This window comes from Streptomyces ferrugineus, assembly GCF_015160855.1.
Taxonomy (GTDB): Bacteria; Actinomycetota; Actinomycetes; order Streptomycetales; family Streptomycetaceae; genus Streptomyces; species Streptomyces ferrugineus.
The window spans coordinates 3,657,627-3,681,932 of sequence record NZ_CP063373.1 but is presented as its reverse complement, the minus strand read 5'-3'; the positions used below and the strand labels follow the sequence as shown (position 1 = coordinate 3,681,932).

Sequence of the window (24,306 nt, the reverse complement as noted above, 5' to 3'; positions counted from 1 at the left end):
GTGGTGCGGGCGGCCTGACGCGCCGTCACCGCCCCCGGGGCATCAGAGGGCCGGCACGGACCCGGCGAGGAGTGCCGCGCCGAAGGCCGTCAGGGCGGCGCCGGTGCCGACGGTGACCGCCCGGGCGGCGCGCGGCCGGCGCAGCCACCTGCCGAGCCGGTCCACCAGCAGGGCGACCACCTGGAACCACACCAGGGCGATCGCCAGCACGATCAGGGCCAGCAGCAGCGTCCGGGGCAGCGCCGGAGCGCCCGCGGGCACGAACTGGGGCAGCACGCTGAGGAACGTGAGGGACGCCTTCGGGTTGAGGGCGTTGGTGACGAAGCCCTGCCGCAGCGGTCGCGCGGTGGACTGCTCGTGCGTCTCCCCCGCTTCGGAGTGCCGCCGCCGCAGCGTCTGGACGCCGAGGTACAACACATAGCCGCCGCCCACCACTTGGATCGCGCGGAACAGGGCCGGTACGGCGGCCAGGACCGCGGCGACCCCCACCACCGCCAGCGTCACGTGGACCAGCAGCCCGGCCCCGATCCCGAGCGCGCAGGCGATGCCGGCCCGGCGGGAGACGAGCGCGTTGCGTACGACGACGGTGAAGTCGGCGCCGGGCATGGCGACCAGGCCGGCCGCGACACCGGTGAAGACCATGAGCTGAGCGTCCATGCGGTCCAGACTGCCGCGAGGATGCCTTCAGCAGGTATTACGAATATTCTGGGAAGTCCTTAAGCATTGGTTAAGACAGATCGGGGCTCCCATGTACGACCCGGTCCGGCTCGCCGCCCTGGTGGCGGTCGCGGAGGCGGGTTCGATCACCCGGGCCGCAGAGCGGCTCGGCTACACCACGCCCGCGCTCTCCCAGCAGCTCGCCAAGCTGGAGCGCGAGGCGGGTACCGCCCTGCTGGTACGGCACCACCGCGGGGCGCGGCTGACGGGTGCGGGCGAGCTGCTGGTGGCCCGGGCGCGGCGCGTGCTCGACGAACTCGACCGGGCGCGGCACGAACTGGCCCGGCTGACCGGTCTCTCGGGCGGCACCCTGCGGCTCGGCACCTTCCAGACGGCGGGCATCCATCTGCTGCCACCGGCCCTGAGCGCCTTTCGCCGGGCGCATCCGGACGTGGAGCTGACGGTCGCGGACTACGAGCCGTCGGCCGGTGTCGCGGCGGTGGCGGCGGGCGAGGTCGATCTGGCGCTGACGCACACCTACGCACCGGGGGAACCGACTCCGCTGCCCGCCACCGTCGGCGTCGAGCCGATCCTCGTGGAGGAACTGGTCCTGGTGTCCGCCCCCGGCCACACCCTCACCACCGGCACCGCCCGGCTGCCGCTGGCCGAGCTCGCCGGGCAGCCCCTGATCAGCATGGCGCCGGACGCTCCGGCCCGGCGGGGTGTGGAGGCGGTGCTCACCCGGGCCGGGGCGACGCCGTCGGTGCTGGTGCCGACGCCGGGGTATCTGCTGGTGTGCGCGCTGGCCAGTGCGGGGCTCGGGGTCGCGGTCGTACCGGAGATGGTGGCGCGCACGTCGGTCACTCCGGTCGGGGTGCGCGCGCTGGAAGGCGGAGAGCTGCGCCGTACGATCTCGGTCGCCTATCGCGGCGACGAGGCGGCTCCCGCGGCGGACGCCTTCCGGGCCCTGTTGCGCGGCACGTTCGGCCGGTCGGGGCAGCCGCAGTAGCACCGAGGGGCTATGACTCCTGCGGTCCGGCCGCCGCCACCGGTGCGGCGGGCACGGTCCACGGAAGTTCGATGGAGACGGTCTTGCCGCCCTCGCGGGTGGGGCGCACTCTCAGCTTGCCGCCGCATTCGGCGGTCAGCCAGCGGATGATGACCATGCCGCGCCCGTTGTCCTGCTGGACGGCGGCCGGCAGCCGCTTGGGGAAGCGCGGGTGGCTGTCGGTGACGCCGATGCGCAGTTGTTCGTCACGGTCGAGCGCGAGGTCCACCGTGAAGGTGGGTGACTGGCCGAGGGTGTGCTGTACGGCGTTGGTGGTGAGTTCGGAGACGATCAGGCGGATGGTGTCGGCCACTTCCGCTTCCGGTGGCAATCCCCACTCCGCGAGGGTGGTGAGCACATAGGCCCGGGCAGCGGAGACCGAGGCGGGATCGCTCGGCAGAGTGACGGATGCTTCCAGATGATCTGCCATGGCGACGTCGTCCCTTTCCCACGGGACCGGAGTCCGACACGGAGCGGATGGTTCGAGTACGGTCCCGGACTGGTGCTTCGTCGCCAGACTGCCATTACCGCGCCTGTCACGGGTGGCGATCCACCAAGATATGCATATATCTGTCGCTCGAAGCGGTGAACTCTGCGACGGCAGACCGTATTTGGGCGGCTCGGTTGGAGTAAGGAGTAGCCCATGCAGCACGGTCCCGCGGTGCGCCGCCGAAAACTGGGCGCGGAACTGCGCGCATTGCGCACCGGGGCGGGGCTCACCAGCGGTGAGGCGGCCCGGCTGGCGGGCTGGCACCAGTCCAAGGTGAGCCGGATCGAGACCGGCGCCAGTGGGGTGAAACCGGCCGATGTGCGGTTACTTCTCGACGTCTACGCCGTACGGGACGCCCAACTGCGGGAGTTACTGTTGGTGTTGGCGGGGTCCGACGAGGGTGGCGGCCGGCACAACTGGTGGCACGCGTACCGCGGAGTGCTGCCACCCACGTACCGGGACTTCATCAGCCTGGAGTCGCAGGCGAGCGCGATGCGCACCCTGGAGACGTCCGTGGTGCCAGGGCTGCTCCAGACGCCCGAGTACGCCCGGGCGGTGACCCGGGCCGCGGTGGGCGGCCTTGCCGACGAGGCCGATGAGGCCGACGAACGCCTGGACGCGCTGGTCGCGGTGCGTCTGGCCAGGCAGGACGTGCTGCGCGCCGATCCGCCGATGAGGCTGAGCGCGGTGCTGGACGAGGCGGTGCTGCACCGGGAGATCGGCGGGCCCGAGGTGATGACGCGGCAGCTGAGCCGGCTGATGGAGGCGGCGCGGCTGCCCCAAGTCAGGCTCCAGGTGCTGCCGTTCAAGGCCGGGGAGCATATCGGCATCACCGGGCCTTTCGTTATCTTCTCATTTTCGAGCACTTCTGATCTGGATGTGGTTGTTCTCGACCACTTGACGAGTAGCCTCTATCTCGAACGGAAAGAAGACCTCCAGGCCTACACGGAGGCCTTCAACGCCCTTCGGATCCACGCCCTTTCGCCCGAGGAATCGCTGGATTACATCGCCGCGCTGGCTGGCGGCGCGTAAGGAGGCACCATGACCGCACTGCCTCGGAACATCACGTCGAGCACCGAACTGTTCGGCGCGTGCTGGCTGCGCAGCAGCTACAGCACGGGAGCCAACAACTGCGTGGAGACGGCACGACCGCACTCCGGTCCCTGGACCGGGCTGCTCGCCGTGCGCGACTCCAAGGACCCGGCCGGACCCGCGCTGCTCTTCTCCCCCGAGAGCTGGGCGGGCTTCACGGCCGCGTTCCAGCCCTGACCACTTCGATCGGTTTCGATCAACCCTGACTGGTTCCAATCAATTCGATGACAGGCGAAGACAGGCCGTGTCACGCCGACTCATGGTCGTGTCTCGCCGATCACCCGTACAGCGCGTTCGATCTCGGCCTCGGTGAGGTCCGCGCGGGCGGTCAGCCTGAGCCGTGAGATGCCGTCGGGCACGGAGGGAGGACGGAAGCAGCCCACGGCGAGGCCGGCCGCCCGGCACTCGGCCGCCCATTGGACGGCCCCCTCCGGGGACGGCGCGCGCACGGAGACGACCGCGGCGTCCGGACGTACCGCTTCCAGACCGGCGGCGGTCAGACGTGCGTGGAGTTCGCGTGCCACCGCACCCGCCCGCGCCGCCCGCTCCGGCTCGCGGCGCAGCAGGCCCAGCGCCGCCAGGGCCGCGCCCGCGGAGGCGGGGGCGAGGCCCGTGTCGAAGATGAACGTCCGGGCCGTGTTGACCAGGTGCTCGATCACCCGGGCGGGGCCCAGGACGGCGCCGCCCTGGCTGCCGAGCGACTTGGACAGCGTGACCGTCGCGACGACGTCGTCGGCACCGGCGATCCCGGCCGCGTACGGGGCCCCTCGACCGCCGTCCCCGAGCACACCGAGGCCGTGGGCGTCGTCGACGACCAGCCCCGCGCCGCGCCCCCGGCACGCCTCGGCGTACTCGGCCAGCGGGGCGGCGTCGCCGTCGACCGAGAAGACGGTGTCGGACACGGCCACGGCGGGACCGTCGTGCGTCCGGAGCGCCTTGCGCACGGCGTCGGGGTCGGAGTGCGCGACGACCTGTGTCGTGCCGCGCGCCAGTCGGCAGCCGTCGATCAGCGAGGCGTGGTTGCCCGCGTCCGAGACGATCAGCGAACCGTGCGGGGCCAGCGCGGTGACCGCGGCGAGGTTGGCCGCGTAGCCGGACGAGAAGACCAGGGCCGCCTCGAAACCGCAGAAGCCGGCCAGCTCGCGCTCCAGCGCGGTGTGCAGCTCGGTCGTGCCCGTGACGAGCCGGGAGCCGGTCGCGCCGCCGCCCCAGCGCCGCGCCGATCGCACCGCCCCCGCGACGACCTCCTCGTGGCGGGCCAGGCCCAGGTAGTCGTTGCTCGCGAGGTCGAGGAGCGGCGAGTCGGCGGGGCGGGGGCGCAGGGTCCGCACGAGTCCGGCCCGGCGGCGCAGCTCCGCCTGCTCGTCGATCCAGCCGAACGCCATGGTTCCTCCGGGCTTTTGTAGGCAGTGCACAGACACTAGTCGCACGACCGACGGCGCACGGTGTGGCAATACCCACACATCGAATCGACAGGGTTGTGCGAACTCTCCTTGGCTCCGGCACCCTCCGTACGTAAGGATCAGCTCCCATGGACCTGCTGAACACGCTGGTGGACAAGGGGCTTCGGCGCGAGCTGCCGACCCGCGAGGAAGCCTTGGCCGTCCTCGCCACTTCCGACGACGACCTGCTCGATGTGGTGGCCGCGGCCGGCAAGGTGCGCCGGCACTGGTTCGGCCGACGGGTGAAACTCAACTACCTCGTCAACCTGAAGTCCGGGCTGTGCCCCGAGGACTGCTCCTACTGTTCCCAGCGCCTCGGCTCCACCACCGGCATCCTCAAATACACCTGGCTCAAGCCCGACGAGGCCTCCCAGGCCGCGGCCGCCGGTTTGGCGGGAGGCGCCAAGCGGGTCTGTCTGGTGGCGTCCGGGCGCGGCCCGACCGACCGTGACGTGGACCGGGTCGCGGGCACCATCAAGGCGATCAAGGAGCAGAACGAGGGCGTCGAGGTGTGCGCCTGTCTCGGTCTGCTGTCCGACGGCCAGGCGGAGCGGCTGCGCGAGGCCGGCGCGGACGCGTACAACCACAACCTCAACACGTCCGAGGGGACGTACGGGGACATCACGACCACGCATACCTACGCCGATCGCGTGGACACCGTGCACAAGGCGCACGCGGCCGGTCTTTCCGCCTGCTCCGGGCTCATCGCGGGCATGGGCGAGAGCGACGAGGACCTCGTCGACGTCGTGTACGCGCTGCGTGAGCTGGACCCGGACTCGGTGCCGGTGAACTTCCTGATCCCGGTCGAGGGAACACCTCTGGCCAAGGAGTGGAACCTCACTCCGCAGCGGTGCCTGAGGATCCTGGCGATGGTGCGGTTCGTCTGTCCGGACGTGGAAGTGCGGATCGCCGGGGGCCGGGAGGTCCATCTGCGCACCATGCAACCGCTCGCCCTGAACCTGGCCAACTCGATCTTCCTCGGCGACTACCTCACGACCGAGGGCCAGGCGGGCAAGGCCGACCTGGAGATGATCGCCGACGCCGGCTTCGAGGTGGAGGGCACCGACCAGGTGACGCTGCCGGAGCACCGGGCGACGACGGCCGGGGGCGGTTGCGGGTCGCACGAGGGTGGCGGTGTCTGCGGTACGGCCGCTGCCGCCGCCCCGGCCGGCGAGCCGCGCACCGACCTGGTCGCCGTACGCCGCCGGGGCGCCGGTACGGACCTCGCGCCCAATGCCTGAGCTGAGCGTGCCCGAGCTGCTGGAGCTCGACCGTCGGCACGTGTGGCATCCGTACGGGCCCATGCCGGGCCTGGCGGAGCCCCTCGTGGTGGAGTCGGCGAGCGGCGTACGGCTGAAGCTCGCGGACCGTTCGGGTGAACTGGTCGACGGCATGTCGTCCTGGTGGTCGGCGATCCACGGCTACAACCACCCGGTGCTCAACGACGCCGCGCGCGAGCAGCTCGGGCGGATGAGCCATGTGATGTTCGGCGGGCTCACCCACGAGCCCGCCGTACGGCTGGCGAAGCTCCTTGTCGACATGTCGCCGGACGGCCTGGAGCATGTCTTCCTCGCCGACTCCGGGTCGGTGTCGGTCGAGGTCGCGGCCAAGATGTGCCTGCAGTACTGGCGCTCGCTGGGCCGCCCCGGCAAGCAGCGGCTGCTGACCTGGCGCGGCGGCTATCACGGCGACACCTGGCAGCCGATGTCGGTGTGCGACCCCGAGGGCGGGATGCACGAGCTGTGGACCGGGGTGCTCCAGCGCCAGGTGTTCGCGGACCCGCCGCCGGCCGAGTACGAGGAGTCGTACGCCGACCATCTGCGGTCACTGATCGAACGGCACGCGCACGAACTGGCCGCGGTGATCGTCGAGCCGGTCGTGCAGGGCGCGGGCGGGATGCGGTTCCACTCCCCCGCGTATCTGCGGGTGCTGCGCGAGGCGTGCGACGCGCACGACGTGCTGCTGGTGTTCGACGAGATCGCGACCGGTTTCGGCCGCACGGGCGCGCTGTTCGCGGCGGAGCACGCGGCGGTGACGCCGGACGTGATGTGCCTGGGCAAGGCGCTGACCGGCGGCTATATGACGATGGCGGCGACGCTGTGCACGTCCCGCGTGGCCGACGGCATCTCGCGCGGCGAGGTGCCGGTGCTGGCGCACGGCCCGACGTTCATGGGCAATCCGCTGGCGGCCGCGGTCGCCGGCGCCTCGATCGAGCTGCTGCTCGGCCAGGACTGGCAGGCCGAGGTCAAGCGGATCGAGGCGGGACTGCGGGAGGGACTGGCGCCCGCGGCGGACCTTGCGGGCGTGACGGACGTACGGGTCCTGGGAGCCATCGGGGTCGTCCAGCTGGACCACGCCGTGGACATGAAGGCGGCGAGCGCGGCGGCCGTGCGCGAGGGCGTGTGGCTGCGGCCGTTCCGCGACCTCGTCTACACGATGCCGCCGTACGTCACGGGCGACGTCGACGTGGCGAGGATCGCCCGTGCGGTGTGCGCGGCGGCGCGGGAGGGCTGAGATGCCGGTACTGGTGATCACGGGCACCGGCACCGAGGTCGGCAAGACGGTCACGACGGCCGCGATCGCGGCGTCGGCGGTGGCGGCGGGCCGGTCGGTGGCGGTGCTGAAGGCGGCGCAGACGGGGGTACGGCCACACGAGCCGGGGGACGCGCAGGAGGTGGCGCGGCTCGCGGGCGCGGTGACGACGGCGGAACTCGCCCGCTATCCCGACCCGTTGGCCCCCGCGACGGCGGCACGCCGGGCCGGCCGGGCACCGGTCCGGCCGCACGAGATCGCCGAGGCCGCCGCCAAGCTGTCCGCCGAGTACGACCTGGTGCTGGTGGAAGGGGCGGGTGGCCTGCTGGTCCGCTTCGACGAGGCGGGCGGCACCCTGGCGGACGCGGCCGAGCTGATGGCGGCGCCGGTCCTGGTGGTGGCGTCGGCCGGCCTGGGCACCCTGAACACGACGGAGCTCACGGCGCGTGAGCTGCGCGGCCGGCGGCTGGACTTGCTGGGCGTGGTGATCGGGAGCTGGCCCCAGGCGCCGGATCTGGCGTCGCGTTGCAATGTGGCGGATCTGCCGGAGGTCGCGGGGGCGCCGCTGCTGGGCGCGGTGCCGGCGGGAGCGGGAGCGCTGCCGCCCGCCGACTTCCGTGGCGCGGCGGCGGGTTGGCTGGCGCCGAGGCTGTTCGGGACGTGGGACGCGGAGGGGTTTCGGGGGCGGGTGGCGCCCTGAGCCGGGTGTCTCAGTCCCTCGTGCCGTCTTCTTGTCTCGCTGGGTTCGTCCGCTGGTCGGCTTCGCCCTCGGCGACGATCCGTACCAGTTCGATGCGGGAGCGGATGCCCAGGCGGGTGAAGACACCGCGCAGATGGTGGTCGATCGTGCGCGGGCTGAGGGCCAGGCGGGCGGCGATCTCGCGGTTGGTGGCACCCTCGGCCGCCATGCGGGCGATCAGGAACTGCTGGGCCGTGAGGCGGGAGACGGGGGTGTCGGGGCTGCTCTGTCCCGGGACGGCCGGGGTGCCCAGGGCGCGCAGTTCGGTGCGGGCCTGGGTCGCGCAGTGCGGGGCGCCGAAGGAGTCGAAGGCCTCCAGAGCGCTGTGCAGACGGTCGCGTGCCTCCGTACGGCGCCGCAGCCGGCGCAGGGCACTGCCGAACAGCAGCTCCGTGCGGGCCCGTTCGAAGTCCCGGGTGCCGTGGGAGTGCAGGTCGAGTGCCGCGCGGTAGTGGTCGACGGCTTCCGCGCCGGGGGCGAGCAGGGCTCGGCAGCGGGCGCTGAGGGCCAGGTCGTCGGGGCTGCGGACGGTGTCGGCCCAGCGCTCGTAGTCGGCGTGTGCCACACGGGCGACCCGGGTGTCGCCGGTGCGGACGGCGGCCTCCACATAGTGCGGGGTGGCCAGATGGCGGATGGCCCGGTGGCCGTGGCCGGGGCCGAATCCGGCGAGGGCGCGCAGCCGGGCGGCCGCGGCGGCGTAGCGGCCGCTGCTCAGGTCGAGGAAGGCGAGCGCCCACTGGGCGAGGGCCGCGGGCAGGCCCAGGCCGCGGGCGAGGGCGTACGACCGTGCGGTCGCGGCGCGTTCGCGGCAGACGTCGGCGTCGGCGGTGAGCGCCGCGAACATGGCGAGGGCGGCCTGCAGATGGCAGGCACCGTTGTCCTGACCGGTGGCGTGGGCCTGCCACAGCGCATCGGCCGCGGCGGCCTCACCGGCCCGGGGGCGCCCGGTCCAGAAGTCGGCGTACGCCCGGAACTCCATCGCCTGCGGCACGGTCACCGGAGCGCCCCGCGTCCGGGCGGAGGCGGTGGCCCGCAGGGTCGCGGTGGCCGCGCGGGTGTGGTCGCCGAGAAGCAGGGCGGCGATCCCGGCGTGGATGAGGACAGTGGGGTCGCCACCCGGCCCGCACCGCCCGGCCGCCGCCTTCAGCAGGTCGCGCGCGTCCTCGTACCGCCCGTCGAACGCGGCGACGAGCCCGCCCAGGGTGCCGGGCTGCACAACCCCGAGCCGGTCGGCGACCCGGGACGCCTCACGCAGGCGGCGCAGGTCTCCCGTGTAGATGGCGGCCTCGGTGGCCCGGGCGAGGAGGTGGGTGACGGAGCCGGGGGTGACGCGGCGACCCGGAGTGGCGTCGGAGGCGGGGGTCACGCCGCGACCTGGAGTGGCGTCGGAGGCGACGGTGGCACGGCGACCCGAGGCAGCATCGGAGACGGCAGCGACACCACAACCCGACCCGGCATCAGAGACAGCAGCGACACCACAACCCGACCCGGCATCAGAGACAGCAGCGACACCACAACCCGAGGCAGCGTCGGAGGCGGCAGTGACGGCGCGACCTGACGTGGCGTCGGAGGCGGTGGCCGGCGTCGGTGCGTTCGCTGCCCGAACCACCGCCGTCAGCAGCGCGTCGAACGCCTCCGTCGCGTTCCCCGACCGCAGCGCCAACACCCCGCTCAGCGCGTCGTCGGCCACGGCCGCCGCCAGCCTGCGCGCCCGGTCGCCGTCGCCCGACCGCCAGGCGTATCCGGCGGCCCGGGCCATCAGGCGGGACCGCCGGGACGGGTCCGGGCACAGCGCGGCGGCCCGCTCCGCCAGGGCCCGCGCCAACGGCAGCCGCCCCGCGCCGGCCGCCTTGCCCGCGGCCACGCCGAGTTCCGCGGCCAGCCGCCCACTGGGGCCGACCGCCCCCGCGCCCCGGTGCCAGGAACGCCACGGTGTCTCGCCCTCGCCGCGCAGTACGCGGGCCAGCAGCCGGTGGACGTCGCGCCGGTCGGCCGGGGAGCCCGTCTCGTAGGCCGCGATCCGCGTCCACGCGTCGCGGAACACCACGCCGCCCGCCCCGGCGTGCGCGGTCCCGGCCGCCTCAGCGGTGTCCAGGGACCGGGTGTCGAGGCGGGCGGCCATGACGGCGCGCAGGAAGGCGTCGGTGGGGACCGGGTACTGGTCGGCGGCGGCGAGCAGGAGCAGCAGGCGTGTGTCGTCGGGCAACGCCCGTATCTCCGCCCGGCGTTCGCGCAGCAGCGCCGGCGCCTGGTCGGCCGGTTCCGTGGGGAGCGGGTCGAGGCCCGTCGCCTGGCGGTCGGTGAGGCGCGGGGCCAGTTCGGCGGCGGCGCGCGGATCGCCGTACACCGCGCGCAGCACCCGGACACGGACCCCTTCGGGAAGGGCGGCGGCCGACGCTCGCCACGCGTCCGTCGGCTGCGGTGGCGAAGTGCGGTCGAGAGGTGGGGGGTTCACCGGGGTCACCACACAGATGACGTTACTGGCGGGTCAGTTGAAGCGTAAAGACCGGCGATTTCGCCGATGCGGCGCGCGTAGACCGGCTCGACACTCCTGACAACCCCACACGTTTCAGGAGGCATCATGCAGCGCCACAAGCGTCGCATCGCCACGGTTCTGACGGCCGCGGCCTCATCGCTCCTTCTGTCACTGTCCCTCTCCCCCACACCCGCGCAGGCGGCCGCCCACGATCCCGTCGTCTTCGTGCACGGCCTGAGCAGCTCGGCGAGCAGCTGGGACGACTGGGCCGGCTACTTCGAGGCCGACGGCTACTCCTCCGCCGAGCTGGACGCCTGGTCGTACGACTGGGCCCAGTCGAACGCCACCACCGCCCAGCGGCTCGCGACCGAGATCAAGGACGTGCTCGCCCGGACCGGTGCCTCGAAGGTCGACCTGGTCGTGCACTCCATGGGCGCGCTGAGCGCCCGCTACTACCTCAAGAACCTCAGCGGGACGTCGTACGTGGACGACTTCGTCTCGACGGCCGGCGTGAACCACGGCACGTCCACCGCCTCGTGGTGCGCGTGGCTGTACACCTCCTGCGCGGAGATGAACACCGGCAGCTCGTTCCTGACCGCGCTGAACTCCGGTGACGAGACCCCGGGCGGTGTGTCGTACGCCAGCTACTGGTCGAACTGTGACGACGCGCTGACTCCCGACACCACCGCGATCCTGAGCGGCGCGACGAACGTCGAAGTGGGCTGTGTCTCGCACACTGACATGAACAACGATCACGGCGTGTACGAGCAGGTCCGGGACTTCATCGGCTGAGGCGGGGCCCCGCTCGGACGACAGCCGCGGCGACAGCGGGGGTGCGCCGGTCCCGAACGGGGGACAATCGAGAATGAGTCCCGTCCTCCCGGGAGGTCCCCATGGCCCCGAGGTCCGCCACCGGTTCCGGCAAGGTGCCACGGGATGCCGTGCACCACCCGCTGTTCGCCCGTTTCTACGCCCGGGTCAGCGTCAACGCCGAGACACGGATGGGCATGGCCGACATCCGCGACCGGCTGCTGGCCGGGCTGTCCGGCCGGGTGATCGAGATCGGCGCCGGCAACGGTCTGAACTTCGCCCACTATCCGCGGGCGGTGTCGGAGGTCGTCGCCATCGAACCGGAGCGCATGCTGCGGAAGTTGGCGGTGGAGTCCGCGCTGCGCGCCGGGGTGCCGGTGGATGTGGCGCCGGGCGTGGCGGAGGCGCTGCCGGTCAAGAGCGAGGCCTTCGACGCGGTGGTGCTGTCGCTGGTGATGTGCAGCGTGCGGGACGTGCCGCGGGCGCTGGCCGAGGTGCGGCGGGTGCTGCGGCCGGGCGGCATGGTGCGGTTCTTCGAGCACGGCCGGGGCGGCGGCCGCGCGATGCTCCTCACGCAGCGGGCGCTGGACCGGACGGTGTGGCCGCTGCTGAGCGGCGGCTGCCATGTCTCCCGGGACCCGGTCGCTGCACTGCGCGAGGCGGGCTTCGAACTCGGCCCCTGCCGGCGGGTGATGGTGCCGGAGCAGGGGCCGGCGCTGCCCTCGTCGTACTGCACGCTGGGCACGGCATGGCGGCCGCCGGTCAGTCGGTAGTCACAGGCTCCACTGCCACACGTCACAGGCTCCACTGCCGCAGTTCCCGCGCGATGTCCTGCACCGAGGCCTCGCCGCTCTTCACCAGCCGGGCCAGGTCGCGTACCTGCTCGGGTGAGGTGACGACCTTGAGGCCGCTGGCGACCAGGTAGGCGTAGGCGACCGCGGAGGCGAACAGGGCGTTGGAGCGCTCCAGCGCGGGGACGTGGATGAGCAGTTGGAGGAGGGCGGCGGCCCGGGCGTGCGGGCTGTCGTAGACGGGGACGTCGAATATCTCGGCCTGATGGCGTGCCACGGCGGCGACGAGGGCTCCCCAGTCGGAGACCTGGGGGTCCCCCGGCGTCCGCTTCTCGGCGAGCATGAGCAGCCAGGCGAGGTCGATATGCAGTTCGCTCAACGGTTCAGTGGCGACCTTCGCGCGAGCCCTCGCGGTCGGCGCCGAACTCCTCGGCGAACACCGACTCGTACTGCTTCATGAAATCGGCCGCGGCCTCGACGAACGTATGACCGACCTCGCCGGTGTCCTGCTTGACCAGTTCCTCGATGTAGCGGTTGACGCTCATGCCGCGGGCCAGGGCGCGCTCGCGGGCGGCGCGGGCCGTACCCTCGTCCACTCTCACGTTCAGCTGGGTCTTCGCCATGCTTCGAAGCTAGCGCGGGAGTGCTAGCAACGGCAAGAGTGCGTCCAGGGGTGGAGCATGCCCCTTACATCGATATCAGGGGCCCGACCTGGGACGGAGAACGACCGGGACCTTCGGCGGATACCCGACGTGCGCTGGATCACATTACGCTCGGCGAAGATGAGGGTCGTTACGTCCGCGAGGAGGCGGTTTTGTCCACTGCAGCTGCCCAGCACGTCCCGGGCTCCGCGTCGGCGGACGGGATCGCTGCCCGCGCCCGTGGCCTGACCAAGGCGTACGGCTCGGGCGAGACGACGGTGCTCGCCCTCGACGCGGTGGACGTGGACATCGCGCGCGGCCGCTTCACCGCGGTCATGGGGCCGTCGGGCTCGGGAAAGTCCACGCTGATGCACTGCCTGGCGGGCCTCGACAACGTCTCGGCGGGGCAGGTGTGGCTCGGCGACACCGAGATCACCGGGCTGAAGGACCGCGAGCTGACGCGGCTGCGGCGGGACCGGATCGGGTTCATGTTCCAGTCGTTCAACCTCATCCCGACTCTGAACGCGGCCGAGAACATCACCCTGCCCATGGACATCGCGGGCAAGAAGCCCGACGAGAAGTGGCTGGACCAGGTCATCGACACCCTCGGGCTGCGGGACCGCCTGGGGCACCGCCCCGCCCAGCTCTCCGGCGGCCAGCAGCAGCGCGTCGCCTGCGCCCGCGCGCTCGCCTCCCGGCCGGAGCTGATCTTCGCGGACGAGCCGACCGGCAACCTCGACTCACGGGCCGGCCTGGAGGTGCTCGGCTTCCTGCGCGAGGCCGTCGACCAGCTCGGGCAGACCGTCGTGATGGTCACCCACGACCCGGGCGCCGCCGCCCACTCCGACCTGGTGCTCTTCCTGGGCGACGGACGGATCGTCGACGAGATGGAGCGGCCGACTGCAGAGGCCGTGCTGGAACGCATGCGCCTTTTCACCGGGGGAAACCCCCAGACCCCCGGGTTCGACGTGATCCGGAGCCAGTTCGACGACGGCGGGCCCGCGCCGGGGGCGATACCGGCGGCCGACGAACCCTCGCCGACGTCGCCGACGTCGCCCGAGCCGCCCGCGTCGCCCGCGTCGCCCGAGGAGACCTGACCCCGTGCTGAAAGCGACGCTCCGGAGCTTCCTCGCCCACAAGGGGCGGCTGCTGCTCTCCGCCCTGGCGGTGATCCTCTCCGTGGCGTTCGTCGCGGGCAGCCTGATCTTCTCGGACACCGTCAGCCGCACCTTCGACCGGCTCTTCGCGTCGACCGCCGCCGATGTCACCGTCACCCCGAGGGAGACCCTCGACGAGACGATCCCCTCGGGGCAGACCCTGACCCTGCCGGCCTCGCTCGCCGATCGTCTCGCCCGGGTCGACGGCGTCACGGCGGCCCGCGCGGACGTGGACGTGGAGGGCCTCACCGTCGCCGACGAGAACCGCGAGTCGGTGGGCCCGACCACCGGCGCCCCCACCATCGGCACCGCCTGGAACCCGACCGAGCGCAGCCCCGTGGAGCTCACCTCGGGTCACGCCCCGAAGGGCGACGGGCAGGTCATGATCGACGCGGACACCGCCGACAGCAAGGACGTGCGGATCGGCGACCGCCTCACGGTCATCGGGCAGGAGGGCTCCTTCCCGGTCGAGGTCGTCGGCATCGTCACCTTCACCACCACCAACCCGGGCGCCGCGCTGGTCTTCTTCGACACCCCGACCGCGCAGACCAAGCTGCTGGGCGACCCCGAGGGCGCCACCAGCATCTCCCTCGACGCGGCCGACGGCGTCAGCGATCCCGAGCTGAAGCGGCGGGTGGCCGACGCGCTCGGCGCCGACGGCGGTGCCTACGAGCTGCGCACCGCCGGCGAGCAGGCCGAGTCGGACGTCGAGCAGCTCGGCGGATTCCTCGACATCATCAAGTACGTCATGCTCGGCTTCGCCGGGGTGGCGGTCCTCGTCGGCGTGTTCCTGATCGTCAACACCTTCTCCATGCTGATCGCCCAGCGCACCCGTGAGCTGGGCCTGCTGCGGGCGCTCGGCGCGGACCGGCGCCAGGTGCGGCGCTCGGTGCTCACCGAGGCGCTGCTGCTCGGCCTGGTCGGCTCGACGGCGGGCCTCGCGGCCGGTATCGGGCTGGCTGTGGGGCTCATCGAGCTGATGGGCCTGATGGGGATGAACATCAGGACGACCGAGATGGTCATCGGCTGGGGGACGCCGGTGACCGCGTACGTGGTCGGCCTGGGCGTCACCTTCGTCGCGGCGTACCTCCCGGCCCGGCGGGCGGCGGGCGTCTCGCCGATGGCGGCCCTGGCGGACGCGGAGATCGCCGAGATCGGGCGGCCGCTGCGGCTGCGCGCGGTGCTGGGCTCGGTGGTCGGGGCGGCCGGCGCGGCGGCGCTGGTGGGCTGCGCGGTGGCTTCGAAGACGTCGTCGGCCGCGTCCCTGCTGGGCCTCGGTGTGCTCCTGACCCTGATCGCGACGGTGATCGCGGGACCGCTGCTCGTGCGGCCCGTCATCCGGGTCCTCGGCGGGGCCTTCCCCGCGCTGTTCGGCTCGATCGGCCGGATGAGCCAGCGCAACGCCCTGCGCAACCCGCGCCGCACCGGCGCCACCGCGGCCGCCCTGATGGTCGGCCTCGCGCTGGTGGGCGGGATGTCGGTGGCCAGCGCCTCGATGACCAAGTCGTTCGACCAGCAGATCGACAAGACGCTGGGCGCCGACTTCGTGGTGCAGAACGGCAACTTCGTGCCCTTCCCACGGGAGATCACCGAGCGGATCCAGGACACCGAAGGCGTGGGGCTCGTCGTACGCTCGCAGTTCACGACGATCGCGCTGCGGCTCCCGGACGGCGACCGCGTGAAGACGACCGCCGCGGGTTACGAACCCGAGCTCGACGAGGTCGCCAACATCACCTACGCCCAGGGCGACACCGCGGACGCGCTCGCGGCGGGCCACCTCGCCATGGACAAGGACTTCGCCGAGGACCACGGCGTACGGCTCGGCAGCACCGTCCCCGTCGAGTTCCAGGGCGACCGGCGGGCCGAGCTGACGGTGGGCGCCCTCACCGACCAGGAGTCCGCGGACGGGTTCGGCGGCCAGGGCGGGATCTTCTTCAGCCTGGCCACGCTGGAGGAGTACGCGCCGGGCGGGCAGGACGCGGCCGTGTACGTCAACGCCGCCTCCGGCACCGGCCCGGACGATCTGCGGGCCGGCCTGGAGAGGACGCTCGACCCCTATCCGCAGGTGCAGGTCCGCGACATCGCCGACTACAAGGACCTGGTGCACGACCAGATCGCCGTACTGCTCTATCTCGTGTACGCCCTGCTGGGCCTCGCGATCATCATCGCGGTGCTCGGCGTGGTCAACACCCTCGCCCTGTCGGTCGTGGAGCGCACCCGGGAGATCGGGCTGCTGCGGGCCATCGGGCTCGCCCGGCGGCAGCTGCGCCGGATGATCCGGCTGGAGTCGGTGGTGATCGCCGTGTTCGGCGCGGTGCTGGGCCTCGCCCTGGGGCTGGTGTGGGGCGTGTGCACCCAGCAGGTGCTGGCGCTGCAGGGCATGACGGCGCTGGCGATCCCCTGGGGCACCATCGCGGCGGTGGTGATCGGCTCGGCGGTCGTGGGTGTCGTGGCGGCGCTGCTGCCGGCGTTGCGTGCATCGCGCATGAATGTGCTGGCGGCCATCGCGCACGAGTGATGGAATCGCGGCAGATGCTCAAGTCCCTTGAGGGTGAGGAGAGTTCATGTCGCAACCGGTGAGCCCGCGTCCGTTCCGCTTCGGCGTCAACCTGATGACCCCCGCCCCGGCCGACGAGTGGCGGGCCAAGTGCCGCCGGGCCGAGGAGCTCGGCTACGACGTGATCCTGGTCCCCGACCATCTGGGCATGCCCGCGCCGTTCCCGGCCCTGGTCGCGGCGGCCGAGGCGACCGAGCGGCCCCGGCTGGGCACGTTCGTGCTGAACGCGGGGTTCTGGAACCCGGCCCTGCTCGCCCGGGAGGTGGCGACGACCGACGCGCTGACCGGGGGACGGCTGGAGCTCGGGCTCGGCACCGGCTACGTCAAGGCGGAGCACGACACGGCGGGTCTGCCGTGGCTCTCGCCCGGCGGACGGGTGGACCATCTGCTGCACACCATCGAGGAGCTCCACCGGCTTCTCGCCGCCGAGGAACACCAGCCCCGGCCGGTGCAGAAGCCGCGCGTCCCCCTGCTCGTCGGCGGCAACGGCGACCGTGTGCTGCGCCTCACCGCCGAGCACGCCGAGATCGCCGCCTTCACCGGCGCGCGCTCGGTGCCGGGAAGCTCGGCGGGAGAGTTGCGGGCGATGCTCGCCGACGAGCTCGAGGAGCGTGTCGCGCGGTACCGCGCACTGGCGGCGGGCCGCGCGGAGCCGGCGGAGCTGAACCTGCTCATTCAGTTCGTGATCGACACCGACGACCGCGAGGCCGCCGCGCAGCCCCTGCTGGAACGGGTCCCCTACCTCACCACGGAACAGGTCCTGGAGCTGCCCATCGGTCTGATCGGCAGCGTGGCGGAGATGAGCGCCCAGGTGCTGGCCCAGCGCGAGCGGTACGGGTTCAGCTATCTCACCGTCCTGGAACCGAGCATGGAGGCGTTCGCGCCGGTGATGGAACGGCTGCGCGGCATGGAGCCGTCCGCATCCCGGAATTCCACGCCCCGTTCCGTCGCCCGTGATGGGATCGCGGCATGACTGATCCGCAGATACGGTCCGCGACGGCCGACGACCTCGACAGCGTGCTGGCCTTCTGGAAGACGGCCGCCGAGGGCACCAGCATCAGCGACGACCGGGACGGTGTGGAGCGGCTGGTCGCCCGCGACCCCGAGGCGCTGATCCTCGCCGAGTTCGACGGCGAGCTGGTCGGCACGGTGATCGCGGGCTTCGACGGCTGGCGCTGCCATCTGTACCGGCTCGCGGTGCACCCGGAGCGCCGACGCCGGGGCATCGGCGCGGCGCTGCTGGCCGCCGCGGAGGAACGGTTCGTACGGCTCGGCGGGCGACGGGGCGACGCCATGGTGCTGGTGGACAACGAGACCGCACACCATGCCTGGCGCGCGGCGGGGTACACGCCCGAGGAACACTGGCGGCGATGGGTGAGGCCCCTCACCGACTGACCCGACCGATCCGCTTTGCCGATCCTTTACTATTGGGGGACCACTTCGGCCCTCCAGTGAAAGGTGTGAGCGTCCGCCCATGGGCGAGCCTCCCAGTAGCAGACATCGCGCGATCCTCCCCACCCTGTCCGACCATGGGACGGAGGTGACCCGATGACCGAAGTGCTCCTCCTTCTGGTGGCGATCCTGCTGTCACTGGCCTGCGGTGCCTTCGTCGCGGCCGAGTTCTCGCTGACCACGGTCGAGCGCAGCGAGCTCGAACGGGCCGCGGAGCGCGGCGAGCGGGGCGCCGCGGGCGCCCTCAAGGCGGTACGGAACCTGACGTTCCAGCTCTCCGGCGCGCAGCTCGGCATCACGGTCACCAACCTGGTCGTCGGCATGCTCGCCGAGCCGTCGATCGCCACACTGCTCGCCGGCCCGCTGGAGTCGGTCGGGGTCTCCCGATCGACGGCGAGCTCGATCGCGCTGGTGATCGGTACGGCGCTGTCGACCGTCGTGCTGATGGTCGTCGGCGAGCTGGTGCCCAAGAACTGGGCGATCTCCTCGCCGCTGGCCGTGGCCAAGCGGGTCGGGAACGCCCAGCGCTGGTTCAGCGCGGTCTTCCGCCCCTTCATCACGCACCTGAACAACACGGCGAACCGCGTCGTGCGCCGCTTCGGCGTGGAGCCCACCGAGGAGCTGGCCGCCGCGCGCGGCCCCCAGGAGCTGGCCGCCCTCGCCCGGCACTCCGCCCGGGAGGGCGCCTTGGAGCCGGACACCGCCGAGCTCTTCGTACGGACCCTGAACCTGGCCGATCTCACGGCGGAGAACGTCATGACCCCGCGTGTCCAGGTCGTCGCCCTGGACGCCCAGGCGACCTGCGAGGACGTGGCGAACGCGACCCGGGCCACCGGGCTGTCCCGGTTCCCCGTCTACCGCGGCAGCCTCGACTCGGTCGTGGGCACCGCGCACATCAAGGACATCCTGGCGGTGCCCGCCGACCGCCGCCCCCGGGTCTCGGTCGCCGAGCTGATGCGCGAGCCGCTCCTGGTCCCCGAGACGCTCACCGTCGACCGGCTCCTGGACCGGCTGTCCGGCAAGCGCACCATGGCCGTGGTCATCGACGAGTACGGCGGCACGGCCGGCGTGGCCACGCTGGAGGACATCGTCGAGGAGGTCGTCGGCGAGGTGCGCGACGAGCACGACCCGCACGAGACGCCCGACCTCGCCCCCGCGGGCAGCGACGACGAGGGCCGGGCCCTGTTCTCGGCCGACGGTTCCGCGCGGGTGGACCAGCTCGCGCGCGTCGGCCTCAGGGCGCCCGAAGGGCCGTACGAGACGCTGGCCGGTCTCGTCGCGGCCGAACTCGGCCGCATACCCGCCGTCGGTGACCGCGTCGAGGTCGCCGGCTGGCGGCTCGACGTGGTGGACGCCGCGGGACGCAGAGCCGCGCGAGTGCTGTTGCACGCGCCGTTCGACGACGCGGCCGAGACCGAGAAGGAGGACGGGCGATGACCGCCGTACAGCTGTTCATCGGCTTTCTGACGCTGGTCGTCAACGCCTTCTTCGTGGGCGCCGAGTTCGCGCTGATCTCCGTGCGGCGCTCCCAGATCGAGCCGTACGCCGAGGAGGGCGACCGGCGCGCCAAGAGCGTGCTGTGGGGCCTGCGGCATGTGTCCGCGCTGATGGCGGCGGCGCAGCTCGGCATCACGCTGTGCACCCTGGTGCTCGGCGTGGTCGCGGAACCGGCCATCGAGCACCTCCTGGAGCCGGTGTTCCACGCGGTGGGCGTGCCGGAGAGCGCTGGGCACGCGGTGTCGTTCGTGATCGCGCTGGCACTGGCCACCTATCTGCACATGCTGCTCGGCGAGATGGTGCCGAAGAACATCGCGCTGGCCGAGCCGGTGCGCAGCGCTCTGCTGCTCGGTCCGCCGCTGGTCGCGCTGTCCCGGGCGCTGCGGCCGGTGATCTTCACGATCAACGCGTTCGCCAACGCCCTGCTGAAGCTGCTGCGCGTCGAGACCAAGGACGAGGTCACCGCGACCTTCTCGGACGCCGAACTGGCCCGGCTGGTGCGGGACTCCGGCGAGGCCGGCCTGATCGACGACCGCGCGCGGGACCGGCTGCACGACGCCCTGGAGCTGGGCCGCCGGCCCGTGCGCGACGTGGTGCTTCCGCTGGAACGCGTCGTCTACGCGCGCGTGGGCGTCACACCGGAGGAGCTGGAGCGGCTGTCGGCCGAGTCGGGCTTCTCCCGCTTCCCGGTCGTCGACGAGGAGCGCCACATCGTGGGCTACCTCCATGTGAAGGACGCGCTGGACGCCTCCCCGCGGGAGGTGCCGTTCGAGGTCGGGGACATGCGGCCCATCGCGCGTGTGCGGGAGAGCACGCCGCTGGACGACGTGCTCACCGCGATGCGGGGCAGCCGTACGCATCTGGCGGCCGCGCTGGGCAATGACGGACGGCTGGCCGGGCTGGTGACGATGGAGGACGTGCTGCGGGAGCTGTTCGGACAGCGGGCCTGACGGCCGCACTCAGCAGTGGTTCCCGGGCCGACCGACCGACGGGTATGGAGCCCGGGATACCATTTCCGTCGCCATGCAGACGAATCCCACACACAGCAGCCTGGTCGCGGTCGGCGACTCCTTCACCGAGGGCATGTCGGACCTCCTCCCGGACGGCTCCTACCGGGGCTGGGCCGACCTCCTCGCCGAGCGGATGGCCGCCCGTACGCCCGGTTTCCGGTACGCCAACCTCGCGGTGCGCGGGAAGCTGATCGGGCAGATCGTCGAGGAGCAGGTGGACGTGGCGGCCTCGATGGGCGCCGATGTGATCACGCTCGTCGGCGGGCTCAACGACACGCTGCGGCCCAAGTGCGACATGGGGCGGGTGCGCGCACTGCTTCAGGAGGCGGTGGAGAAGCTCGCCCCGGCCTGCGGACAGCTGGTGCTGATGCGCAGTCCGGGACGGCAGGGGCCGGTCCTGGAGCGGTTCCGGCCGCGTATGGAGGAGCTGTTCGCCTGCGTCGACGAGCTGGCCGACCGGCACGGCGCGGTCGTCGTCGATCTGTACGGGGCCCCGTCGCTCTCCGACCCCCGCATGTGGGACGTGGACCGGCTGCATCTGACCGCCGAGGGGCATCGCCGGGTCGCCGAGGCCGTGTGGCAGACGCTCGGCTACGACCCCGAGGACACCGAGTGGCGCACGCCGATGCCGGCCGCGGCGCCGCCGGGATGGGTCACCCGGCGGGTCGCCGACGTGCGGTTCGCGCGCCGGCATCTGCTGCCCTGGATCGGCCGGCGCCTGACGGGGCGCTCCTCCGGGGACGGGCTGCCGGCGAAGCGCCCGGAGCTGCTGCCGTACGAGGGCCCGGCGGCGTAGGCCGCCCCCGGACCCCCTGCGCGCTACCGACGCGACGCGGCCCGGCTCCGCCGGTACAGGACGGTTCCGGCGATCAGCAGCGCCCCGCTGGCGGCGATGCCTCCGATGACGCTCTCGGCGCCGGTCTCGGGCATGTGCGGGTGAGTCGGCTTCTTCGGCGGTGCCTGGGTCGGAGTCGGCGTGGGCTTGTGGCTGGGCGGTGGTGTGGCGGTCTTGGTGGGTGTGGGCGTCGGGGTCGGGGTCTGCGAGTCGTGGCCGTAGCCGTACCCGTACCCGTGGTCGTCCGGCTTCTCGTCGCCGTAGCCGTAGCCATAGCCGCTCGGCTCTTCGGAACCGTAGCCGTAGCCGCTGGGCGTCTCGCGGCCGTAGCCCTGCTCGCTCGGCTTGTCGGAACCGTAGCCCTGCTCGCTCGGCCGGTCGTCGCCGTAGCCGTAACCGTAGCCGCTCGGCTTCTCGGAACCGTGGCCCTGGCTGCTCGGCTCCTCGGAGCCATAGCCCTGGCCGGTCGGCTCCCCGGTGCCGTAGCCGGAGTCGCCGAATCCCGAGGTGGTGTTTCCGGAAGCGGGCTGCGGCAGATCCAGGTCGCTGATCCTGTCATTCACCTCCTGGAATTCGTCCCGCATCTCGTCGAATTTCTCTTGCATACTGCCGAATTTGTCGTCCAGCCGGGCCGGGTCCCAGGGATCCGCGTGGCCCGACAGTGCGGCGGCGGAGTTCACCACGGCCCCCTGCGTGCGTGGGACCGCGGACGCCGACGCGCCGTAGAGGGACAGGGCACTTGTCGCGGCGGCGGCCACGATCAATCCCCTGGTCAGAGCCTGTCGCATTCTCGTTGTCTTTCTCTCAGGCGGAATGGGGAAGCCGACGTCGGTCATTGACGCGATGGTGTCGATTGCCGGGATTCGGGACGTCGTCGCAGGTGCCGTGATGCCGCACGACCGCACTCGCCACGACGTGCAGACTATGAACGAGATGTGGAGGCCCCCGGAAACCGGGACGCGACGACGGCCGGGGAATTCACCCGAACGCCCGAGGGCATCGGTGTCCGTCTCGTATCCGTCTCGCGGACCGGGCGAAGGAACGGCGCGCGGAGCGCCCCGGGTAAACTCCGTGCACGTGACTTCTGCGCCCGCCAAGCCCCGCATCCCGAACGTCCTCGCCGGACGCTACGCCTCCACCGAGCTCGCCACGCTCTGGTCCCCCGAGCAGAAGGTGAAGCTGGAGCGGCAGCTCTGGCTCGCCGTGCTGCGGGCCCAGAAGGACCTCGGCATCGAGGTGCCGGACGCGGCGATCGCCGACTACGAGCGCGTCCTGGACACCGTCGACCTGGCCTCCATCGCCGAGCGCGAGAAGGTCACGCGGCACGACGTGAAGGCGCGGATCGAGGAGTTCAACGACCTCGCCGGGCACGAGCACGTGCACAAGGGCATGACGTCCCGCGACCTCACGGAGAACGTCGAACAGCTCCAGATCCGGCTCTCCCTGGAGCTGATGCGCGACCGTACGGTGGCGGTGCTGGCGCGCCTGGGCAAGCTGGCCGGGGAGTACGGCGAGCTGGTCATGGCCGGCCGCTCGCACAACGTCGCCGCGCAGGCCACGACGCTGGGCAAGCGCTTCGCGACGGCCACCGACGAACTGCTCGTCGCGTACGGCCGCGTCGAGGAGCTGCTGGGCCGCTACCCGCTGCGCGGCATCAAGGGCCCGGTGGGCACGGCGCAGGACATGCTGGACCTGCTCGGCGGGGACGCCTCGAAGCTCGCCGAGTTGGAGCACCGGATCGCCCGGCACCTGGGCTTCTCGCAGGCCTTCACCTCGGTCGGCCAGGTCTACCCGCGGTCGCTGGACTACGAGGTGGTGACCGCGCTGGTGCAGCTTGCGGCGGCGCCGTCGTCGCTCGCGAAGACGATCCGGCTGATGGCCGGGCACGAGCTGGTGACCGAGGGCTTCAAGCCGGGCCAGGTCGGCTCCTCCGCGATGCCGCACAAGATGAACACGCGGTCCTGCGAGCGGGTCAACGGCCTGATGGTGATCCTGCGCGGCTACGCCTCGATGACGGGCGAGCTGGCGGGCGACCAGTGGAACGAGGGCGACGTGTCCTGCTCGGTGGTGCGCCGGGTCGCGCTGCCGGACGCGTTCTTCGCGCTGGACGGTCTGCTGGAGACGTTCCTGACGGTGCTCGACGAGTTCGGCGCCTTCCCGGCGGTCGTGGCGCGTGAGCTGGACCGCTACCTGCCGTTCCTCGCCACCACCAAGGTGCTCATGGGCGCGGTGCGCGCGGGTGTGGGCCGCGAACTCGCGCACGAGGCCATCAAGGAGAACGCCGTGGCTTCGGCCCTCGCGATGCGCGAGCAGGGCGCCGAGCGCAACGAGCTGCTCGACAAGCTGGCCGCCGACGAGCGCATCCCGCTGGACCGCGGAGCGCTGGACGCCCTGATGGCCGACAAGCTGTCCTTCACGGGCGCCGCGGCCGACCAGGTCGGCGTCGTCGTGGGCCGGGTCGAGGAGATCGTGAAGCAGCGTCCCGAGGCCGCCGGTTACACGCCCGGGGCCATCCTCTGACGCCGCTCACGGCATGGCGCGCTTGACTCGGGCGGAGCTGGAGGCCGCCCACGACCGACTCGTCCCGGACGTCGTCGCGGACGGCCTCCACGTCCTGTTCTGCGGCATCAACCCCGGTCTGATGACCGCCGCGACCGGCCATCACTTCGCCCGGCCGGGCAACCGGTTCTGGCCGGTGCTGCATCTGTCCGGCTTCACGCCGAGGCTCATGAAGCCGTCGGAGCAGGGGGAGTTGCTGTCCTACCGGCTGGGCATCACCAACGTCGTGGCACGGGCGACCGCGCGGGCCGACGAGCTGAGCGCCGAGGAGTACCGCGAGGGCGGGCGGCTGCTGGCGGCGAAGGTGACACGGCTGCGGCCGCGTTGGCTGGCCGTCGTGGGGGTCACGGCCTACAGGGCGGCCTTCGAGGACCGCAAGGCACAGGTGGGGCCTCAGGAGCGGACGATCGGCGACACGCGCGTGTGGGTCCTGCCGAATCCGAGCGGGCTGAACGCGCACTGGACGGCGGCGACGATGGCGGAGGAGTACGGGCGGCTGCGGGTGGCGGCGGAGGCCTGAC

The 24,306-nt window shown here is 72.2% G+C and carries 24 protein-coding genes; 17 read left to right on the top strand and 7 right to left on the bottom strand.

Features of this window, described 5'->3' with window-relative positions; genetic code table 11:
- Positions 1-42 precede the first annotated feature (42 nt).
- Positions 43-657, bottom strand: coding sequence for a LysE family translocator (locus IM697_RS16835; RefSeq protein ID WP_194048502.1), 615 nt, complete (start codon positions 655-657; stop codon positions 43-45).
- 91 nt (positions 658-748) lie between these two features.
- Here IM697_RS16835 and IM697_RS16830 point away from each other — a divergent pair, with 91 nt between their 5' ends.
- Entirely contained in the window at positions 749-1,666 is a 918-nt protein-coding gene (locus IM697_RS16830) for a LysR family transcriptional regulator (RefSeq protein WP_194048501.1), read from the top strand.
- A 10-nt stretch (positions 1,667-1,676) separates the two neighbouring features.
- On the opposite strand, the gene IM697_RS16825 is transcribed toward IM697_RS16830, so the two are convergent.
- Positions 1,677-2,135 (bottom strand): ATP-binding protein, encoded by a 459-nt coding sequence (locus tag IM697_RS16825; protein ID WP_194048500.1) that lies wholly within the window; start codon positions 2,133-2,135, stop codon positions 1,677-1,679.
- A gap of 213 nt (positions 2,136-2,348) precedes the next feature.
- Here IM697_RS16825 and IM697_RS16820 point away from each other — a divergent pair, with 213 nt between their 5' ends.
- Together IM697_RS16820 and IM697_RS16815 are read left to right on the top strand one after the other, a co-directional pair.
- Positions 2,349-3,227: a helix-turn-helix domain-containing protein gene (locus IM697_RS16820; protein ID WP_194048499.1), complete on the top strand. Its 879-nt coding sequence runs from the start codon at positions 2,349-2,351 to the stop codon at positions 3,225-3,227.
- A 9-nt stretch (positions 3,228-3,236) separates the two neighbouring features.
- Positions 3,237-3,464, top strand: coding sequence for a DUF397 domain-containing protein (locus tag IM697_RS16815; protein ID WP_194048498.1), 228 nt, complete (start codon positions 3,237-3,239; stop codon positions 3,462-3,464).
- An 80-nt stretch (positions 3,465-3,544) separates the two neighbouring features.
- Here IM697_RS16815 and IM697_RS16810 read toward each other — a convergent pair whose 3' ends face one another.
- On the bottom strand, positions 3,545-4,672 hold the full coding sequence (locus IM697_RS16810) for an 8-amino-7-oxononanoate synthase (protein ID WP_194048497.1): 1,128 nt from the start codon (positions 4,670-4,672) through the stop codon (positions 3,545-3,547).
- A 146-nt stretch (positions 4,673-4,818) separates the two neighbouring features.
- Between IM697_RS16810 and bioB the strand changes: the two genes are divergently transcribed.
- The 3 genes from bioB to bioD are packed head-to-tail and all read left to right on the top strand — an operon-like array spanning position 4,819 to position 7,961.
- Positions 4,819-5,970 carry a biotin synthase BioB gene (gene bioB / locus IM697_RS16805; protein ID WP_194048496.1) on the top strand — a complete coding sequence of 384 codons (1,152 nt, stop codon included), beginning with the start codon at positions 4,819-4,821 and terminating at the stop codon, positions 5,968-5,970.
- Entirely contained in the window at positions 5,963-7,243 is a 1,281-nt protein-coding gene (locus tag IM697_RS16800; RefSeq protein WP_194048495.1) for an adenosylmethionine--8-amino-7-oxononanoate transaminase, read from the top strand. The genes bioB and IM697_RS16800 overlap by 8 nt, the downstream gene beginning before the upstream one ends.
- A gap of 1 nt (position 7,244) precedes the next feature.
- A complete protein-coding gene (gene bioD, locus IM697_RS16795) occupies positions 7,245-7,961 on the top strand; it encodes a dethiobiotin synthase (RefSeq protein ID WP_194048494.1) in 717 nt (238 codons plus the stop codon).
- A 10-nt stretch (positions 7,962-7,971) separates the two neighbouring features.
- Here bioD and IM697_RS16790 read toward each other — a convergent pair whose 3' ends face one another.
- Positions 7,972-10,464 (bottom strand): helix-turn-helix transcriptional regulator, encoded by a 2,493-nt coding sequence (locus IM697_RS16790; RefSeq protein WP_228044960.1) that lies wholly within the window; start codon positions 10,462-10,464, stop codon positions 7,972-7,974.
- Between the two features lie 117 nt (positions 10,465-10,581).
- Here IM697_RS16790 and IM697_RS16785 point away from each other — a divergent pair, with 117 nt between their 5' ends.
- Positions 10,582-11,268, top strand: coding sequence for an esterase/lipase family protein (locus tag IM697_RS16785; RefSeq protein ID WP_194048493.1), 687 nt, complete (start codon positions 10,582-10,584; stop codon positions 11,266-11,268).
- A gap of 101 nt (positions 11,269-11,369) precedes the next feature.
- Positions 11,370-12,059, top strand: a complete 690-nt coding sequence (locus tag IM697_RS16780; RefSeq protein ID WP_194048492.1) for a class I SAM-dependent methyltransferase — start codon at positions 11,370-11,372, stop codon at positions 12,057-12,059.
- Positions 12,060-12,081: 22 nt separating this feature from the next.
- Here the strand turns inward: IM697_RS16780 and IM697_RS16775 are convergent, their stop codons facing one another.
- Positions 12,082-12,456: a fic family toxin-antitoxin system, toxin component gene (locus IM697_RS16775; protein WP_194048491.1), complete on the bottom strand. Its 375-nt coding sequence runs from the start codon at positions 12,454-12,456 to the stop codon at positions 12,082-12,084.
- A 4-nt stretch (positions 12,457-12,460) separates the two neighbouring features.
- The gene (locus IM697_RS16770; protein ID WP_194048490.1) at positions 12,461-12,700 is read right to left on the bottom strand and encodes a toxin-antitoxin system HicB family antitoxin; all 240 of its coding nucleotides are present in this window, start codon (positions 12,698-12,700) and stop codon (positions 12,461-12,463) included.
- 191 nt (positions 12,701-12,891) lie between these two features.
- Here IM697_RS16770 and IM697_RS16765 point away from each other — a divergent pair, with 191 nt between their 5' ends.
- The 7 genes from IM697_RS16765 (at position 12,892) to IM697_RS16735 (ending at position 21,187) form a co-directional block, all read left to right on the top strand.
- Positions 12,892-13,815: an ABC transporter ATP-binding protein gene (locus IM697_RS16765; protein WP_194048489.1), complete on the top strand. Its 924-nt coding sequence runs from the start codon at positions 12,892-12,894 to the stop codon at positions 13,813-13,815.
- Positions 13,816-13,819: 4 nt separating this feature from the next.
- Positions 13,820-16,393, top strand: coding sequence for an ABC transporter permease (locus IM697_RS16760; protein ID WP_194048488.1), 2,574 nt, complete (start codon positions 13,820-13,822; stop codon positions 16,391-16,393).
- A 46-nt stretch (positions 16,394-16,439) separates the two neighbouring features.
- Positions 16,440-17,405, top strand: a complete 966-nt coding sequence (locus tag IM697_RS16755; RefSeq protein WP_194048487.1) for an LLM class F420-dependent oxidoreductase — start codon at positions 16,440-16,442, stop codon at positions 17,403-17,405.
- On the top strand, positions 17,402-17,827 hold the full coding sequence (locus IM697_RS16750; protein WP_194048486.1) for a GNAT family N-acetyltransferase: 426 nt from the start codon (positions 17,402-17,404) through the stop codon (positions 17,825-17,827). Before IM697_RS16755 ends, IM697_RS16750 begins: the two co-directional genes overlap by 4 nt.
- Positions 17,828-17,980: 153 nt before the next feature.
- Positions 17,981-19,321 carry a hemolysin family protein gene (locus tag IM697_RS16745; RefSeq protein WP_194048485.1) on the top strand — a complete coding sequence of 447 codons (1,341 nt, stop codon included), beginning with the start codon at positions 17,981-17,983 and terminating at the stop codon, positions 19,319-19,321.
- On the top strand, positions 19,318-20,331 hold the full coding sequence (locus IM697_RS16740) for a hemolysin family protein (RefSeq protein ID WP_194048484.1): 1,014 nt from the start codon (positions 19,318-19,320) through the stop codon (positions 20,329-20,331). The genes IM697_RS16745 and IM697_RS16740 overlap by 4 nt, the downstream gene beginning before the upstream one ends.
- 73 nt (positions 20,332-20,404) lie before the next feature.
- Entirely contained in the window at positions 20,405-21,187 is a 783-nt protein-coding gene (locus tag IM697_RS16735; RefSeq protein WP_194048483.1) for an SGNH/GDSL hydrolase family protein, read from the top strand.
- Positions 21,188-21,210: 23 nt separating this feature from the next.
- Here the strand turns inward: IM697_RS16735 and IM697_RS16730 are convergent, their stop codons facing one another.
- Entirely contained in the window at positions 21,211-22,014 is an 804-nt protein-coding gene (locus tag IM697_RS16730) for a hypothetical protein (protein WP_194048482.1), read from the bottom strand.
- Positions 22,015-22,303: 289 nt separating this feature from the next.
- Here IM697_RS16730 and purB point away from each other — a divergent pair, with 289 nt between their 5' ends.
- Positions 22,304-23,746 carry an adenylosuccinate lyase gene (gene purB, locus IM697_RS16725; RefSeq protein ID WP_194048481.1) on the top strand — a complete coding sequence of 481 codons (1,443 nt, stop codon included), beginning with the start codon at positions 22,304-22,306 and terminating at the stop codon, positions 23,744-23,746.
- A gap of 13 nt (positions 23,747-23,759) precedes the next feature.
- On the top strand, positions 23,760-24,305 hold the full coding sequence (gene mug / locus IM697_RS16720) for a G/U mismatch-specific DNA glycosylase (protein ID WP_194048480.1): 546 nt from the start codon (positions 23,760-23,762) through the stop codon (positions 24,303-24,305).
- Position 24,306 lies beyond the last annotated feature (1 nt).